General features: G+C 60.7%; 13 protein-coding genes and 3 pseudogenes. 4 read left to right on the forward strand and 12 right to left on the reverse strand.

Going from position 1 to position 17700, the window contains the following annotated elements; genetic code table 11:
* Positions 1-7: 7 nt before the first annotated feature.
* Positions 8-649, reverse strand: coding sequence for a GntR family transcriptional regulator (locus tag V9T28_RS16400; protein WP_245424050.1), 642 nt, complete (start codon positions 647-649; stop codon positions 8-10).
* Between the two features lie 623 nt (positions 650-1272).
* On the opposite strand from V9T28_RS16400, the pseudogene V9T28_RS16405 reads away from it, so the two are divergent.
* Positions 1273-1490: pseudogene (locus tag V9T28_RS16405) on the forward strand (ArdC-like ssDNA-binding domain-containing protein); the annotation flags it as partial.
* A 48-nt stretch (positions 1491-1538) separates the two neighbouring features.
* Here V9T28_RS16405 and V9T28_RS16410 read toward each other — a convergent pair.
* The 3 genes and pseudogenes from V9T28_RS16410 to V9T28_RS16420 all read right to left on the reverse strand — a co-directional run.
* Positions 1539-1703: pseudogene (locus V9T28_RS16410) on the reverse strand (DUF4147 domain-containing protein); the annotation flags it as partial.
* Between the two features lie 24 nt (positions 1704-1727).
* A complete protein-coding gene (locus V9T28_RS16415; RefSeq protein ID WP_116400115.1) occupies positions 1728-2804 on the reverse strand; it encodes a tartrate dehydrogenase in 1077 nt (358 codons plus the stop codon).
* Between the two features lie 32 nt (positions 2805-2836).
* The gene (locus V9T28_RS16420; protein ID WP_116400116.1) at positions 2837-4111 is read right to left on the reverse strand and encodes an MFS transporter; all 1275 of its coding nucleotides are present in this window, start codon (positions 4109-4111) and stop codon (positions 2837-2839) included.
* 167 nt (positions 4112-4278) lie between these two features.
* Between V9T28_RS16420 and V9T28_RS16425 the strand changes: the two genes are divergently transcribed.
* Complete coding sequence (locus tag V9T28_RS16425; protein ID WP_116400117.1) at positions 4279-5193, forward strand: LysR family transcriptional regulator; 915 nt, start codon at positions 4279-4281, stop codon at positions 5191-5193.
* 243 nt (positions 5194-5436) lie between these two features.
* Here V9T28_RS16425 and hydA read toward each other — a convergent pair whose 3' ends face one another.
* Together hydA and V9T28_RS16435 are read right to left on the reverse strand one after the other, a co-directional pair.
* On the reverse strand, positions 5437-6879 hold the full coding sequence (gene hydA, locus V9T28_RS16430) for a dihydropyrimidinase (protein ID WP_116400118.1): 1443 nt from the start codon (positions 6877-6879) through the stop codon (positions 5437-5439).
* A gap of 381 nt (positions 6880-7260) precedes the next feature.
* A pseudogene (locus tag V9T28_RS16435) lies at positions 7261-7362 on the reverse strand (carboxylating nicotinate-nucleotide diphosphorylase); the annotation flags it as partial.
* Between the two features lie 112 nt (positions 7363-7474).
* Here V9T28_RS16435 and V9T28_RS16440 point away from each other — a divergent pair.
* Complete coding sequence (locus V9T28_RS16440) at positions 7475-9385, forward strand: potassium transporter Kup (RefSeq protein WP_116400119.1); 1911 nt, start codon at positions 7475-7477, stop codon at positions 9383-9385.
* Between the two features lie 194 nt (positions 9386-9579).
* On the opposite strand, the gene V9T28_RS16445 is transcribed toward V9T28_RS16440, so the two are convergent.
* From V9T28_RS16445 to V9T28_RS16460, 4 genes are all read right to left on the reverse strand, one after another.
* Positions 9580-10608, reverse strand: a complete 1029-nt coding sequence (locus tag V9T28_RS16445) for a trans-3-hydroxy-L-proline dehydratase (protein WP_116400120.1) — start codon at positions 10606-10608, stop codon at positions 9580-9582.
* A 179-nt stretch (positions 10609-10787) separates the two neighbouring features.
* On the reverse strand, positions 10788-11789 hold the full coding sequence (locus V9T28_RS16450) for a 4-hydroxyproline epimerase (protein WP_116400121.1): 1002 nt from the start codon (positions 11787-11789) through the stop codon (positions 10788-10790).
* A 14-nt stretch (positions 11790-11803) separates the two neighbouring features.
* Positions 11804-13045: an NAD(P)/FAD-dependent oxidoreductase gene (locus V9T28_RS16455; RefSeq protein WP_116400122.1), complete on the reverse strand. Its 1242-nt coding sequence runs from the start codon at positions 13043-13045 to the stop codon at positions 11804-11806.
* Between the two features lie 42 nt (positions 13046-13087).
* Positions 13088-14605, reverse strand: coding sequence for an aldehyde dehydrogenase (NADP(+)) (locus tag V9T28_RS16460; protein WP_116400123.1), 1518 nt, complete (start codon positions 14603-14605; stop codon positions 13088-13090).
* 149 nt (positions 14606-14754) lie between these two features.
* On the opposite strand from V9T28_RS16460, the gene V9T28_RS16465 reads away from it, so the two are divergent.
* The gene (locus V9T28_RS16465; protein ID WP_116400124.1) at positions 14755-15789 is read left to right on the forward strand and encodes an Ldh family oxidoreductase; all 1035 of its coding nucleotides are present in this window, start codon (positions 14755-14757) and stop codon (positions 15787-15789) included.
* A 74-nt stretch (positions 15790-15863) separates the two neighbouring features.
* Here V9T28_RS16465 and V9T28_RS16470 read toward each other — a convergent pair whose 3' ends face one another.
* Positions 15864-16826 carry a dihydrodipicolinate synthase family protein gene (locus V9T28_RS16470; RefSeq protein WP_116400318.1) on the reverse strand — a complete coding sequence of 321 codons (963 nt, stop codon included), beginning with the start codon at positions 16824-16826 and terminating at the stop codon, positions 15864-15866.
* Between the two features lie 121 nt (positions 16827-16947).
* Positions 16948-17649, reverse strand: coding sequence for a GntR family transcriptional regulator (locus tag V9T28_RS16475; RefSeq protein ID WP_116400125.1), 702 nt, complete (start codon positions 17647-17649; stop codon positions 16948-16950).
* Positions 17650-17700 lie beyond the last annotated feature (51 nt).

Here is a 17700-nt window from a genome sequence, read left to right on the forward strand (position 1 = left end):
TCTCCATCTATGGGCCGACCGACCCGTCAACCAGGGCGTCCGCCTTCATTCCCTGCGGGGCGATGAACATTTCCATGTTCTCCCGCGAGAGCTCCCAATGTTCGAACACGAGGTCGACGACCGTGTCTTCGTCGCGCGCCGCAATTGCAGCGATGAAGGCGTCGTGATGTTCGACGGCGACGTGCAGACGCCGCTCCATATCCTCATTCGTCGGCCGAAAGAACGTGTGGCCGATCCGGGCATGATCGATCAGAAGCCGGCCGAGGCTGGACTGCAGGTAAACATTGCCCGACATCTCTCCCATGATTTCATGGAAGCGATTGTTCTCGATCACCATCGCGTAGGGGTCGCGGGCTTTCGCCGCTGCCCGGAAGCGCTCCTGCGCGCCCTGAAGCTCCGACATTTGCTTGGGCCTGAAACTCTGCACGGCGAGCCGGCCAATCGCCGCATAGATCATCGGCGCAACGAGGAAGAAATTGCGCAGCGTCGAATGGTTCATCGGCACCACCCTCGCGCCGCGGTTCTCCCTGATGTCGAGATAGCCCTCGCCGGCAAGCCGCCGAAGGATTTCGCGCACCGGCGTGCGGGACACTCCGTACTGTTCCCCCAAGGCGACCTCGTCGAGATCCTCATCAGGATCCAGCTCCATCGTGAGAATTTGGCGTTTCAAATCGTCATACAGGCTGCTTTTGCTGCTCTTCACGGGAACCTCCTGAATGTTCGGCCCGGTTAAGTGTGCGGCAAGCTAGCGCGTTGAACGGTCAATCGCACGTGCTCTGATCGATGTCAAGAAAATTGTATTATATCGTGATACAATTTTTATAATTATATAATACAATTCACCGACCATCGTGATGCGGCCCGCTCTGGTTGGGAGCTAGCTTGGCCCAGGCTGGGCAAATTCGACCGCTTTTGGACGACGTTTTCAGCGCTGGGATTGCGCCGTCAGAGAGAAGGGCTAGCCAAAGATCCATATGCGGCGCAATTTCAGCGGGCGCAGTGCAAAATGAGCGTTTGTCAATCTGCCGGCAGATGATCGCCAGTGGCACAGTCGCGGCCATCTAAGGCATCGTGCCGTTATTGCCGATGCTCAATAACGGTCGCTGGAAGTCCTCAAGTACAAAAGTCGCCCGCTGCAATCTGCCTGAAGTGCACTCTGAGACCTCGTCTCAACATCATTGGACGTCTGAATTGCCGTCCATCGGGTAAGTCGTCTCAGCCGAGCGAGATGCCCTGGGGTCCGCAATGGTCGTCTACATTAATAACTGCTGCGGCATCAACATCTTGATCCTCTGGGGTGGCGTCATCGAGCGCGGTTTCTCCGGCCGGGGTTGGCTCACGTTTCGACAGGCATTGTCCCTGGGCGGCAAGGACGAGCGCGGCATCACGGTCGTCTATGCCGACCGATTCACTCCCGAAGACGAGAAGCGCCGCGCTCGCGAGACGGCGAAGAGGCCTGCTCCATCCCTTTCCTTAAATGCTTCACCGTCTCCATATCGCGTGATGACGAGGCCCGAGAGCGGCTTGTCCTTGGGCCACGTTTTTTCCGCCGCAAGGGCCATGGAGGCCGCCGCTTTGCCCGCACCGACAACGACCGTGCGACCCTTCGGCGGAGGTGGAAGATACTTTGGCACCGCAATATCCGGCTGGACGGCGGCGGCCGCCGCATCGAACATCGCACGAACAAGGGCGGCGCCGTCCATGGTCTCACTCTCGCAGATCGTGGGTCAATCGTTGGCGCCCTGGATCGCGGCAATCACGGCATCAGTCACCTCTGCCGTGTTCGATGAGCCGCCAAGATCGGGCGTATGGTAGCGCTCGTCGGCCGTGACGCGTTCGATCGCCTTCATCAGCCGATCAGCAGCGGGCCTTTCGCCGAGATGTTCGAGCATCATCACCGCCGACCAGAAGGTACCCACCGGATTGGCGATGCCCTTGCCCATGATATCGAAGGCGGAGCCGTGGATCGGCTCGAACATCGAGGGGAAGGTGCGTTCCGGGTTGAGGTTCGCGGTCGGCGCAATGCCAAGCGAGCCGGCGAGCGCGGCGGCAAGGTCGGAGAGAATGTCGGCGTGAAGGTTGGTCGCGACAATCGTATCTATGGTTTCCGGCTTGATCACCATGCGCATGGTCATGGCGTCCACCAGCATCTTGTCCCATGTTACATCCGGGAACTCGGCGGCGATGAGGGCGGCGATTTCGTCCCACATCACCATCGCATGACGCTGCGCATTCGACTTGGTGACGACGGTGAGCAGCTTGCGCGGCCTAGATTGCGCAAGACGGAAAGCAAAGCGCATGATGCGCTCAACGCCGGCGCGCGTGAGGATTGAGACATCGGTGGCCGCTTCAATCGGCAGGCCCTGATGTACCCGACCGCCGATGCCGGCATATTCGCCCTCCGAGTTTTCGCGCACGATCACCCAATCGAGTTCTTTGTTTTCTACTTTGCGCAACGGCGAGGTGATGCCGGGCAGCACGCGGGTTGGGCGCACATTGGCGTACTGGTCAAACGGCTGGCAAATGGCAAGTCGCAAGCCCCAGAGCGTGACGTGATCGGCGATTTCCGGATGACCGGCCGAGCCGAACAGGATTGCATCGTGATGGCGGATCTGGTCGCGGCCGTTTTCCGGCATCATGCGGCCGTGTACTTTGTAATATTCGCCGCCCCAGTCGAAATGATCGAACTGAAAGGCAAAGCTGCCCTCGCGCGCCGCCAGCGCTTTGAGCACTTGCACGCCCGCTTCAACAACTTCGGTGCCGATGCCATCGCCTGGAATGGCTGCGATCTTGTATGTCTTCATTTCGAATGTCTCCTTTGTGGTTGTGTGAAAGATCAGGACGCTTTTTGGCCGCGCGCAAGAACGAGCGTGAGCACGGCCGAGAGAACGAGCAGGGCTGCGACGACGAGAAGTCCGGCCGCATAGCCTCCCGTCGTCTGCTTCAACCAGCCGATGGCATAAGGGCCAACGAAGCCGCCGAGGTTGCCGATAGAATTGATGGTGGCGATGCCGGCCGCCGCGGCCGTGCCGGAAAGGAACAATGTCGGCATGCTCCAGAGCGGCGGTTTCGACGCGCTGATGCCGATGTTGACGAGCGTCAGTGCCAGAACAACGCCGGCCACCGATTGCGCCACCGCCGCAAAGGCGAGGCCGCCCGCCGCGACGAGCACGGCAATCACCACATGCCATGTACGCTCGCCAGTGCGGTCGGAATTCCAGGACCAGAGATACATGGCGACGACGGCAATGATGGACGGAATAGCATTCAGCCAACCGATGTCGGTCGTCGAAAGGCCGAAGCTCTTCATGAGAAGCGGCGCCCAGAGTCCGAGCGTATAGAGCCCTGCTGACGTGCCGAGATAGATCACTGCGAGGATCAACACGCGAAGATCGGCGAGACCGCGCCACAGGCTCGCGTGGCCATGGGCTTTGCGTGAGGCGATTTCGGCATCCATGGTCTCCACCAGCCAGCGGCGCTCATCGTCCTTCAGCCACTGCGCCTGTTGAGGCCGGTCGGTCATAAAAAAGAATACGAAGACGCCGAGCAGGACCGCCGGCAGGGCTTCCAGAACAAACATCCATTGCCAGCCCTTCAGACCGGCTAAATTATCCATTTGCAGCAGCGCAGCGGAAACAGGCGACCCAATGGCCGTCGAGATCGGTGCGGCGGCCATGAACAACGATGTCACCGCTGCGCGACGGTGCGCTGGGAACCAGTAGCTGAGGTATAGGACGATGCCAGGGAAGAAGCCGGCTTCCGCGACCCCCAGCAGAAAGCGCAACACATAGTAGCTCGCCGGGCCGGACACATACGCGAAAGCACCGGAAATGATGCCCCATGTGATCATCACGCGCGCAATCCAGATCCGCGCGCCGACCTTTTCCAGAACGATGTTTGACGGCACTTCAAACAGGAAATAGCCCCAGAAGAAAATACCGGAAGCCAGCCCGAACGCTTCGTCGGTGATGCCGAGTTCCTTGTTCATCGTCAGCGCTGCGAAACCGATGTTGACCCGGTCCAGATAGGAAACGAAATAAAGCACCATGATGAGCGGGATAATGCGCCAGCTCGCGCGTTGCATGGTGCGGCTAGCAAGATCTGCGGCCATGATGTTCCTCCCGAAGCCTTTTCCGCTTCGCCTTTTCCGGCGAATTGCGTAGACGGCATGGGGAACGGAGGTAGCCTCGGTCGGTATCGGATCTCAATTGGTGTGGAATTATATATTATTTTGCAATAATCATGAGACAATAGCACTTTGTTGCAGGATGCAGGCCGATGAACCTTGAAGACCTGCGTTGTTTTGTGACCGCAGCCGAGGAACTACATTTCGGCCGGGCGGCGCAGCGCCTAGATATGCTGCCGGCGGCGCTAGGCCGCCGCATTCAGGCGCTGGAGAAGGACCTCTGCTCCGACCTTTTTGTGCGTACGACACGCAGCGTCAGCCTGTCGCCGGCTGGTGCGGAATTGCTGGTTCGCGCCACCCGGCTGCTTGAGGAAGCCGACGCGTTGAGACACAAGTTTCGGGAACGTGGTCGGCAAAAGGCGAGCGTCTTGCGCATTGGTGCGATCGACACCGCCTCTGTCGGCCTTATCCCGCAACTGTTGCGCGATTTCCGGGCCGCGCATCCGGCTATCCTGGTGGAACTGATCGAGGAGAAGACCACACGACTGTTGCCAAAACTGCTTTCCGGCAGGCTTGACCTTGCTTTCGTGCGGCCGCCCGCCACGCGCAACCGCCAGATCGAATTTTTCGAACTCTTTTATGAAACCGCTGTCGTTGCTGTCCCGGTGGGGCATGCGCTGGCGACAGAGACCGCTGTCTCCATCGCGACGCTCGCCAATTATCCGCTGATTGTGCCCGACAGGCGGTCGCGCCCGTGGAGCCATGATCTTACTATGCGGCTATTCGCGCATGCGGGCCTTTCACCCGACATCAGCCAGGTCGCTGACGAAAAGCAGACCATCATTACGCTGGTCGCGGAAAGCATGGGGCTGGCCATTGTGCCGCGCTGGACAGCGCGGATTGGCACTCAGGGCGTCATCTACCTCCCCATTACGGACTTGGATGCGTCCGACCTCAAATGCCTGCCCCTCGCAGCCGCCTGGATACGGGGCACGCGCGACCCCAACCGCGAATCGCTGGTAGCGATGATCTCGGCAAATATCGTGCACTACGCCCGTGGAGGTTGACGGAGAGCCAATATCCGGAAACGTGGTGGCGCAGTGCAACCCGGGACCGGGCGAGACATTACAGGTGGTCCGCTTTTGGCCCCTAGACGACGTTCGATGCGGCCGCCACATACGTCGGCATTGTGTGCAGACACGGCGGGAATGCCCGCCCCGAAGCTGCCGTTCGCGCGCAACGCTCGACTGTCAGTTTCTGATCCGATCGAAATTACCCACATTCGTTTGTTTGGAATAACCTCGTCAGCTTCAGGCGAAGGCGGACGCATCAAAGCCGTTGGGAAGCCTCCCCGTCGGCTTGATCAGGTCATAGGGTCCGCGTGGAATGAAGCGTCCGCTGCCGGGCTTAGCCTCGACCTTGTCGTCGCGCATGGCGATCTGCCCGCGCAGAAGCGTCATCACCGGCCAGCCTGTCACCTCCATGCCCTCATACGGCGTATAGTCGATGTTATGCTGCATGATTGTATTGGTCAGCGTGACCTTTTTCGACGGGTCCCACAGAACGAGGTCGGCATCGGCGCCCGGTACGATGCGACCCTTGCCCGTCAGCCCGAACAGACGCGCCGGATTATATGCGGTCAAGCGCACAAACTCGCTGGCGTCGATCCGCCCCCTCGCAACCCCTTCGCTGAACAGGAGGGGAAGACGCGCCGCCACGCCGGGAACGCCATTGGCGATATCTCGGAAATTATTCGCGCCGCCGGCAATTCCCTTGCCCTGCGCCGTGCCGAAGCTGAAGCCGCTGTGATCGGATGAGACGATATCCAGCGTGCCGCGCCGGATCTGCGCCCACAAGCCCTCGGCGGCGCCCTTCTCTCGCGGCGCGGGGCTGCACATGAATTTTGCGCCTTCAAAGCCCGGGCGATCCATGTCATCCGCGGACAAAACCAGATATTGCGGGCAAGTTTCAGCCCAAACCTTCACGCCGCGCGCCTGCGCCCGAGCGATCTCCTCGGCCACTTCCGTGCAGGAGACGTGAAAGATCTGGATTGGTTGATCGACCAATTCCGCCAGCGCGATGGCGCGATAGGCCGCCTCGCGCTCAACCACTTCGGGGCGCGCCCACGCGTGGTATTTCGGGGCGGTATGGCCGGCCGCCAGCAGCGCCTCGGTCCGCCACCGGATCGCCTCGTAATTCTCGCAATGCAACGTCACGAGCGCGCCGGCTCGTCGCGCGGCGGCAAGCACGCGCAGCAGCCCGCGGTCGTCGACATGCAGCGGATCGTAGGTCATGAAGACCTTCAGGCTCCGGATGCCCGCCGCCACCAAGGCCGGGATCTCCTTATGAATGACCGCGTCGGTCACATCGGTAATGATCTGGTGGAAACTATAGTCGATCATGGCCGAGCCGGCACGACGGTGGTATTCGGCAAGGGAGGGGCCGATCGGGTGGCCCTTGAATTGGGCGGAGAAGGTGATCGCCGTCGTGGTTCCGCCGATAAGCGCGGAGGTGCTGGCGGTTATGAAGCCATCCTCGTCGGCGGTGCCGTCCACGCGCAGTTGCTCAATGTGACAATGGGTATCGACGCCTCCCGGCATGACGAGGAGGCCAGACGCATCAATCTGACGGGCGCCCTTCAACGTTTCGGCAACAGCCTGTATCCGCCCATCGCCGATGCCGATGTCGGCCTTGAATTGATCGGTCGCCGTGACGACGGTGCCACCTCTGATTACAACGTCATAGTCCGTCATTTCGACCTCCGTGATTGGACAGCAACGCGGAAAAGGATTCTTCTTGCGAGGAGAGATTTTGATCAGTAGCCGCGCGACGGTGGAAGATCGGGAAAGCCGCCGATCAGATTGCCAAAAATGATTTCATCTTACCACCGCCCATATCGTGCAGTCCGAACGGGGGATTTTCGGCGCGGATTTCTTTTCCATTGCACACTCCGTCATCGGCACCGTTGCGCCAGGATCGCTAAGCCGAACGCACATGGTAACGATTCTCAAATATCGCCCCCAAGATAGAGGTGTCGAATGCGCTTGTCCTTAACGAGGTCGAATTTTGCACCGCCGCTTATACATGCGGACGGCTCGGCGCAATTGGTCCAACGGCATGTTGTCGAGCAACTTCGTCCTGCGTGTGCAAACGATGCGCGCTTTGTGCCCGGCAACCGCTACGACAATGGACTTCGTCGCCGAAGCGATGCCGCTGAGCCGGCACAGAAAATGAAGTCGCGCCGAGAATGATCGAAAAATAGGTATTAAATCGGCTTGTCGAGAAAAGCGCGAGATATTACCAAGAGTGAAACGCAAAATAATCTCCAAGAACAAAAGGGAGTTCGCCATGACGCCGACCGCCAAGACAGGTCTTGCCCATGAGCGCTCCCGCGGCGTAACGGCCACCGCCTTGGCCTGCATGGGCATCGTCTTCGGCGACATTGGGACAAGCCCGCTTTACGCCTTGCAGGTTGCGATTAATTCTGCGACGCCGACCGGCGCCAGTCCGGCTTCGGACGCTGTTATCGGCATCGTTTCGTTGATTTTCTGGTCCCTTATCGTCGTCATTTCGATCAAATATGCGATTCTCATCATGCGCGCGGACAACCACGGCGAGGGCGGCATTCTCGCTCTGCTCGCTTTGGTCAGCCCGCAGCGCGCGAAGAAGAGCGCAGCGCGCGCACTGTTCATGATCGTCGGCCTCGTTGGGGCGACCTTGCTCTATGGCGATGGGGCGATCACGCCCGCTATGTCGGTGCTCAGCGCGATCGAAGGTCTCAAGGTCTATGCGCCGCAAACAGAACATGTCGTCGTGCCGCTGACCGTCGTGATCCTCGTCGTCTTGTTCTTTTTCCAAAAGAAGGGGACGAGCTGGATTGGTGGCATTTTCGGACCGATCATGTTGGTCTGGTTCGCGGTCATCGGTGTCCTTGGCGTCAGCGGCATCATGAAAGGACCGGCGATCCTCGCAGCCTTCAGCCCGTGGCCCGCCATCGACTATCTCTGGCACGCCGGCCCGCTCGCCTTCACGGTGATCGGGAGCGCCTTCCTCGCGGTCACGGGCGGCGAGGCACTCTATGCCGACATGGGCCATTTCGGACCGTTCCCTATCCGCGTCGCATGGTTCGCCGTTGCGTTGCCGACGCTGACGCTCAACTATTTCGGCCAGGGCGGCCTCCTGCTGGCCGATCCGTCGGCCATCGAAAATCCCTTCTATCGCTTGGCGCCCGAATGGTCGCACTATGGGCTGATTGCGTTGGCGACGGCCGCAACCGTCATCGCCTCACAGGCGATCATTACGGGTGCATATTCGCTGACGCAGCAGGCGGTCCAGCTCGGTTTCCTGCCGCGTATGAACATTATCCACACGGCGGGGCACGAACGCGGGCAGATTTATATGCCTCTCGTCAACTGGGTTCTCGCCGCCGCGACACTGACCGCCGTCCTCGGCTTTCGTTCATCGGATGCGCTGGCAGGCGCCTATGGTATCGCGGTGTCGCTCCTGATGGTCATCACGACGGTGCTTGCGGCCTTCGTGGCGCTGCAATGGAAACACAGTCCGCTGATTATCATCATTGTAAACGGTAGTCTCTTCCTGCTTGAACTCCTGTACTTCGGTTCGGCTTCGACGAAGCTGCTGGAAGGCGGTTGGTTCCCTCTGTCGATCTCCTTCATCATTGCCTTCATCATGATGACATGGCGGCGCGGTGAAGAGATCATGGATCTGGCGCGGCTCGCGATCCGCCAGACGGTCACCGACTTCAACGCCGGCCTCAAGACGAACCCGCCTTTCCGCATTCCCGGGACGGCGGTCGTGCTCGGCCGTATGACGAAAGGCATTCCGCTCGCATTGTCGCAGAATCTCAAGCTCAACCACGTTCTGCATGAAAAGGTGCTGCTGGTCGCGGTTGAGGTTGCGGAGACGCCCCGCGTCCCGGAAGAGGAGCGAGCCATCATCAGCAAAGTCTCCGACGACATATCCCGCGTCGAGCTGCGCTACGGTTTCATGGAAAGCCCGGATGTGCCGGACGGTCTGCGGACGGCCCTTGCCCGCGAGCAGATCGCCAAATGCGAATTGTCGAAGGTCACCTACTACACCGGACACGAGACAATCATCGCGGGCGGCCTGAAGGATGGTATGGCACGCTGGCGCGAGGGTCTCTTCGCGCTTATGCATCACAACGCGCAGCGGCCCGGTGCCTATTTTAATATTCCAGCGGAACAGATCATGGAGATTGGCCTCGAATTCAAAATCTGAGCCTCGTCTGGAGTCGACCATCATTGTTTGTATGGCCATTGGCTGATTGGGCGCCCAAGGCGAAAAGCTTTGCCGGTTGATGTTTGCCTCGACATGGCGGCCTTGGTTCGCAGTGGCTCCGGTCAGGAGCTGTCGTTACCAAATCGCGAGGATTTCCATCCCAAGTTGCGCGAATCTCGCCACTCCTCACAATATCAGCGCGCCCCCCACGTGTCGGTCAGTTTGTATCCGCTGGGCCATGGATCCGACGGATCGAGCATATGTTGATGCACGCCGGTGATCCAAGCGCGGCCTGAGATCTCCGGCAGGATCGCAGGTTTGTCGCCGACCTTGGCCGTTCCGAGAATCCGACCTGAGAACGTCGAACCGATCAGCGAGACCGCCATTAATTGTTCGCCTTCTCGCATTTGCCCGCGCGCATGCAACACTGCCATCCGCGCGGAAAGCGCCGTGCCAGTCGGCGAACGGTCGACCTTGCCCGGTTGGATTGCGACGGCTGCGCCTGCGCGCAGGCCTTCCGCCGTGCGCGTGACGGGGCCGGCAAAGAGACAGAAGGAAAAGTGCCGCCAATCGGGATTTTCCGGGTGATCGAATTGAAGCGCCGCATTCGCGGCATTCGTAATCCGCACGCCAAGTCGCGCGATGTCATGCGCCTCATCGGACGTCAGTTTGAGCCCCATCGCGGCTGCATCGACAATGACGAAACTGTCGCCACCATAGGCCGTGTCGACATCGAGCGTCCCGAGCCCCGCCACTTCCAATTTGGCATCGAGTCGATCCGCAAAGCTTGGCAAGTTGCGGACATAGATACGTTCGGCTTTGCCGTCGCGACACTCAGCCCGCACGCGCACCAGCCCGCCTGGCGCTTCGAGCGTGATATTCGTCACCGGTTCCTGCATCGGCAGGATGCCGCTGTCCAACAGCACCGTAGAGACGCAGATCGAGTTCGACCCCGACATGGGCGGCGTATCTTCCGGTTCCATGATGATGAAGGCTGCGTCCGCTTCCGGGTGCTTCGGCGGCACCAGAAGATTCACATGGCGAAAGACGCCGCCGCGCGGTTCATTCAGGACGAAATTGCGCAAGGTCTGATCCCGCGCGATCCACCGGCTCTGCTCCCACAGCGTTTCACCTGGCGGCGGCGCGACGCCGCCCACGATGACGTCGCCAACCTCGCCCTCGGCATGCGCCGAAATCACATGAACGATTTTCGTGCTCCGCATCACAAGCCTCTTTAGAAAATATTTTTCACCGCTTGCACCATGCCGTCTCTGGACGCTGTCAGATCATACCAACGGTCACGAAGAGTGACCGTTGGTTCCTTTCTTCATTTTTCGCCTTTTCAAGGCGGGAGCGAAAAATGAAGAGCGGTCCAAAAGGTCGCTCTTGGCGACCTTTGGCATCATTTCACGACGAAGCCATGCGCGAAGGGATCGCGATCGTCGATGAAGATCGTGTTGAAACCTGTCATCCGCGCCCAGCCCGAGATGGAGGGGATGATCGCATCACGCCCGGCAACTTTCGTCGCAGCCTCGACACGGCCCTTGAACAATGAGCCGATAATCGATTCATGTACGAATTCGTCACCCACCTGCAGCTTGCCTTTGGCTGCAAGTTGCGCCATGCGAGCCGATGTACCTGTCCCGCATGGCGAGCGGTCGATCGCTTTTTCGCCGTAGAACACGGCGTTACGCGCGTGCGCGCCGGGCTGCGTTGCATTGCCCGTCCATTCAATGTGACTCAATCCGCGAATTTCCGGATGTTCGGGATGGACGAATTCGTACTTTGCATTGAGCGCAGCACGCAGCTTCGGGCTCCAGCCGACGAGTTCGCCGGCGGTGTGATCTGCCATATCGCGGAAATTCTTCTGCGGCTCGACGATCGCGTAAAAATTACCGCCGTAAGCGACATCGACGACGATTTCGCCCAAGCCTTCGACCTCGGCTGTCAATCCTTCCGCGTAAAGGAAGCCAGGCACATTGGTGAGCCGCACTTCTTCGACGAAGCGGCCTTCTTGCCGATAGGTGATGTCCACCTTGCCCGCGGGCGCATCAATCGACAATTTGCCCTGCTCGCGCGGCGTGATCAGGCCATTCTCGATCCCCATGGTGATCGTACCGATGGTGCCGTGGCCGCACATCGGCAGGCAACCGGACGTCTCGATGAACAACACGGCGACATCGCAATCGGGCCGCGTCGGCGGATAGAGGATCGAGCCGGACATCATGTCATGCCCGCGCGGCTCGAACATCAGGCCGGTGCGGATCCAATCGAACTCCCGCAGGAAATGGGCGCGCTTTTCCAGCATGTTCGCGCCTTCGAGACGCGGACCGCCACCGGAAACGAGGCGAACCGGATTGCCGCAAGTGTGCCCGTCGATGCAGGAAAACGTGTAGGTGGTCACTGTCGAAGCCTCTGTCAGAATCGTTGGGGCGAAAAAGGCGAGATGTCGATGGGTGGTGGTTGGTCCATAAGCAAGTCAGCCACAAGGCGCGCCGTGCCGGCGGCTTGTGTCAACCCAAGATGACCGTGACCGAACGCATAAATCACCCGCGACGTCGCAGCTGCTTTGCCGATGGCGGGCAAGCTGTCGGGCAGCGAAGGACGAAACCCCATCCATTGTGTTCCGCCTTGGGTTTTAAAGCCGGGAAGGAATGCTTGCGCCTTCTTTAGCATGGCTTCCGAGCGACGGAAATTCGGCGGCAGCGACAGCCCGCCGAGCTCGACCGCACCGCCCACGCGAATCCCTGTCGATAAGCGGGTGACGACGAAGCCATGCCCGCCAAATGTGATCTGCGTGCGCAGATCGAAAGCATCGGTCGGTAGCGTGGTGTTGTAGCCGCGCTCGGTCTCGAGCGGTATATGTTCGCCGATGGTGCGGGCAATGCGATGCGAGAACGCACCAGCTGCGAGCACAACATGATCGGCGCGCCGCGGGGCACCATCCGCGGCGACAACATCGACCGCTCCGTCGGCCGGCGACAAAGCCTTCGCCTCGGCGCGCTCGATGATTCCGCCCCGCGCGCGAAAATGCTCCGCCAACGCCAAAGTGAAGAGTTTCGGATCGGCGATCGAATACCAATCGGGTGTGAAAGTGCCTTTGATGAACCGTGGTGCAAGGCCTGGCTGCAGTGTCGCCATCTCGACCGCATTCAGATGCTGAAACGCGATGCCGTGCGCCTCGCGCGCCTGCCAGCCCGGCAAAGACGCGCGAAACTCGGCGTCGCTCTCATAGACCTGAAGGTTGCCGTCCTTGCGCAGCATCGGCGCCGTGCCCGTCGCCGCCAGAAACGGCTCCAACTCGGCCTTGGCAAGATCCATCATCGCGGTCTGCGCGGCGACTGAATAAGCGACCCGGGACGGCGCGCACGCGCGCCAGAACCGGAACATCCACGGCAGGATCTGCAGCGCATAGGCGGGCGGCACCGTCAGCGGGCCAAGCGGATCCAGCAGCCATTTCGGCGCCTTCTTCAGGATACCCGGCGAGGCAAGCGGCAAAATGTCGGTGAATGCAAAAGCGCCCGCATTGCCGGCCGAAGCCCCGGCCGCCGGCCCCTCGCGGTCGAGGACGACGACCGACAGGCCGCGCGCCTGCGCGGCGATGGCTGCGGAGAGCCCGACGACGCCGGCGCCGATCACGATCACATCGGGTTTAGCCATGATTGCACATTTGCCTGGACCGCGATTTTGTTGCCCAACCGATCAATCGAAGAAATCGCCGGGCAGCATGTCGTCCGGCATGTTCTGATAGGCGACGGGGCGGAGGAAGCGGCGGATCGACATGGTGCCGACGCTGGTTGCACCGAAATTCGTCGACGCCGGATAAGGGCCACCGTGCACCATCGAATCGACGACCTCGACCCCGGTCGGAAAGCCGTTCACCAGCACACGGCCGGCTTTGCGCTCCAGGATCGGGCGAAGACGGCGCGCCGCATCCATGTCCGCCGCATCCATATGGACAGTTGCGGTCAATTGTCCTTCAAACCCGCGCGCAAGCTGTTCCATTTCGTCGAGCGATTCAACGCGGACCACAAGACCAAGCGGCCCGAAAACCTCTTCGCCCAAAGCGTGGTCGGCGAGGAATTGGGCGCCTGAGATTTCGAACAAATTGGGCGAGGCCTCGCGCCCAGACGATTCTGTCGTCAACAACGGCTTGACCGTATTGCGGGCTGCGAAACGCGCCTGGCCGTCGCGATAGGCCGCCGCGATCCCATCCGTCAGCATCGTCTGTGGCGCGACTTTGCGCAGGGCTGCGGTCGTCGCCGTTGCAAAGCGGTTGGCGGCGGTCCCATCGACGACGACCGCAATGCCTGGATTGGTACAGAACTGGCCTGCGCCCATGGTGAGGGAGCCTGCCCAGCCCTCGCCGAGTGCCTCGGCCCGCGTCTCCAAAGCGTTCGGCAGCACGAACATTGGATTGACGGAACCCAATTCGCCAAAAAACGGAATGGGTTCTGGCCGCGCGGCACAGAGATCAAACAGGGCGCGCCCCCCTGCCAGCGACCCGGTGAAGCCCACTGCCTTGATGCGCGGATGCTTGACCAATGCGTGACCAATATCGCGGCTGCCGCCCTGGATGAGCGAGAAAGTGCCGGGATGAAGACCGGTCTTATGTATTGCGGCCTCGACCGCCTGCGCGACGATCTCGCCCGTGCCGGGATGGGCCGAATGGCCTTTGACCACGACCGGGCAGCCTGCAGCCAAAGCCGCAGCCGTATCCCCACCGGCCGTGGAAAAAGCCAGCGGAAAATTTGAGGCGCCGAAAACCGCAACCGGACCGATCGGTCGTTGGATGAGGCGAATCTCCGGCCGCGCGGCAGGCTGCCGGTTTGGCAGGGCCTCGTCGCGGCGGCGGTCGAGATAATCGCCCTTTTCGATATGATCGGCAAAAAGCCGCAACTGACCGGTCGTGCGCGCGCGCTCGCCCTGCAGCCGCGCCGCGGCAAGGCCGGTCTCCTGGCTGCCGATTTCGGTGATCTGATCGGCGCGTGCCTCGATCTCATCGGCGATGGCGCGGAGAAAGGCGGCACGGACCCCTCGCGAGGAATAGCCGTAGGTCCAGAATGCATCTTCCGCGGCTTCGCAGGCCTGGTTCACGAGGTCGACCGTGCCGACAGCGTAATGATGGACAGGGCCATGCGCCGGAGCGGAGGCAAAGGTGCCTGCGCCGTCGCGCCATTCGCCTGCAATGAGGTGTTTGCCAATCGGGGTGAAGCTCATCTGCCGTCCCTCTGCCTGCGTCTTTGGGTGCGCCCCAAGCAGGACGTGCCGGTTGATTTACAAGTGTCGATTTTTTGTATACTATATGTATTTAACAAAATCAACCGCCTTCTCGGTTATGGGACAGGCATCACCATATAGGGCAAAAGATGAGCAATTCCATCACCCTGACCGTCGCATCGCTGCAACGGCGCGTCGAGGCGATCCTGCGCAATGCCGGGCTCAACGCGATCCAGTCGGGCGCTGTCGCGCGGGTGATCGTTGCCGGCGAACGCGACGCCTGCAAATCGCACGGCATCTATCGCATCGAAGGCACGTTGCGCACGGTAAAGGCAGGAAAGGTCAATGGCAACGCAAAGCCGGAGCTGTTGCCGCAGGATGCTGATGCGATCGTCAAGGTGGATGCCAAGGGCGGATTTTGCAATGCTGCTTTCGAGCTTGGCTTGCCTGTCCTGGCATCCCGCGCCCGCACGCATGGCCTCGCCGCGCTTGTCATCAACGAGGGGGTGCATTTTTCCGCGCTTTGGCCGGAGGTCGAAGCTGTCACGGAACAGAGACTCGCCGGGCTGGTCATGTGCCCAAGCTATGCCACCGTCGCGCCGACGGGTGGCAGCAAGCCCCTGCTCGGCACCAATCCTCTGGCGTTCGGCTGGCCGCGTAAAGACAGGCCGCCCTATGTCTTCGACTTTGCCACCTCGGTTGCCGCGCGGGGCGAGATCGAACTGCATCGCCGCGCCGGCAAGCCGCTGCCCGAAGGTTGGGCCGTCGATGCCGAAGGTCACCCGACAACTGATCCAGAAGCCGCGCTTGCCGGCGCAATGTTGCCGTTCGGCGGCCATAAGGGTTCGGCCATTTCGACGATGATCGAGCTGCTGGCGGGCGTGATGATCGGCGACCTGACCAGCCCCGAGGCGCTCGCGCGCCTCGGCACGACAACGCTTGCCCCGAGCCATGGCGAACTGATCATCGCCTTTGCACCGGAAGCTTTCGCCGCGGGCCGCGGCGACCCCTTTGCGCGAGCGGAATCCCTCTTCGATCAGATCGTCGGCCAAGGCGCTCGCCTGCCCTCGCAGCGCCGCTTTCTCGCGCGCGCCAAATCGGAAAGCGAAGGGATCGTGCTGACCGCCGCCGAAATCGCGCAGCTTGACCGCCTGCTTGCACTCGGCCTTGCAGCAGTGACGTGAGGCGGGCACCTGCAGACCGCCAAACAAAAAGGCCCCTCGTTGAAGGGGCCATTCTGCTGCGCTGTATAGCCTTATCAGGCTTTGTATTTCTGCACGGCGCCCGGCAATTTGCTCCAGGACTGGTACCAGGCATTGAAGAGCTTGAACTGCGCTTCCACATAGCCACGTTGACTGTCGGTGAGCGCATCGCTCGCATTGAAATGCAGCGTGTAGGCCTTTTCGCCTTTCAGGACCAGCATATGCTTGAAATATAGGACGAGGTCCGGCCCTTCGTCGAAAGAGGACAGGACGGCGAGCGCCTGCTCAAGTTCCTGCGCGCGCTGACGCGCTTCGACGTCGCCAGTTGCTGCGGCCTGCGACAGATTGCAGAGGTGGATCACTTCCTTCGGCAAAACGTTGCCAATGCCGGTGATCGCGCCAGTGGCGCCGCAATTCACGAAACCATGGAACACCGCCGTGTCGACGCCGATCATCAGCGAGACGTCGTCGTCGCCGCTGGTAATATTCTCGGCCGCATAGCGCAGGTCATCCAGGCCGCCGAATTCCTTGAAGCCGACGAGATTGGGATGTTCGGCGCGCAACGCAAAGAACAGATCGGCGCGGGTCGCGAAGCCGTAATAGGGGCTGTTATAGATCACCGCCGGAAGATCGGGGGCGGCGGCAAGGATCGCTTTGAAATGGGCTTTCTGCGCGGTCGCGGAGGATCCGCGGGAGAGGACGCGCGGAATGACCATGAGGCCATGCGCGCCGACCTTTTGCGCGTGCGCGGCATGGGCAACCGCCGATGCGCTGTTCACCGCACCCGTTCCGACAATGACGCGCACGCCCGCCTTCACCAGACGCTCGACGCCCTCCATACGCTGGGCATCGGTGAGCAGGGGCCAATCGCCCATGGAGCCGCAATAGACGACGGCCGACATGCCGTCAGCGATGAGCTCCTTGCCCTTGCGCACGAGCTCATCGAAATCGGGGGTACGGTCTTCCTTGCAAGGGGTCATCAACGCAGGAATGACACCAGAAAAAATCTCGGCCTTCATCTCAAACTCCCTTTGATTGCCGTTCGGGTCGAGCCAGGCGCCATCAATCGCGCCAAGCCTCACGCCTCGGTATGCAATATACACCTTGTATTTTATTTGTCGACATAAATCTTTCCCAATCTTAAAGTTTTATCGCGAGCCGCTCGCCTCCCATGAGAAACTCTTGAATTTGCTGGACGATCTGTTCGGCATGGGTCCTGCCCAGCCGCTCCGCCAGGCCGGTATCCCGTGCGACGATGGCGGCGATCATGTCCGCGTGTTCGTCCACGAACCGCTGCGGCAACTGGTCGTTGTAAGATTGATAATAGAGACGCAAGATACGTCGGCCCTCGTCGAGGAGCCTTTTGAAAAGACTTGTAAAATAAGGATTTCGACCGGCTTCGGCGATCGCCAGGTGAAAGGCCGCATTGGTCGCGATCATCGCCAGCACATCCTGCGCCTGCACCGCGGCGGTAAATTCAGCCTGATGCCCGCGGATGATGTCGAGGTCCTCCGCGCGATGATAGCGCGCCGCGAGCTGGGTGGTCACACGATACATCAGCACCAGCGCGTCGAAATACGTGTGCATGTTGACGAAGTCGATATGCGACACCAGCGTCGAGCGATTGGGCAGCGTGCTGATCAGCCCCTCGCCGGCAAGCCGCACAAGTGCCTCGCGGATGGGCGTGCGGGACACCTTGAACCGCTCCGCGAGTTGCACCTCGTCGATCAGGCTGCCTGGCGGCAAATCCAGATCGAGGATCTCGTCGCGCAGAAGGTCATAAACCATTTTGACGCCGGAGCCGCGCTTGCGCTCCGGACTGGAAGCAGTGTCGTTGATCATCTTTTGCCGCACCTCATGTCGACAAAAGAAATACTGTTACCAGCGCGCTGG

Source organism: Methylovirgula sp. 4M-Z18 (assembly GCF_037890675.1).
In the GTDB taxonomy this organism is placed as follows: Bacteria; Pseudomonadota; Alphaproteobacteria; order Rhizobiales; family Beijerinckiaceae; genus 4M-Z18.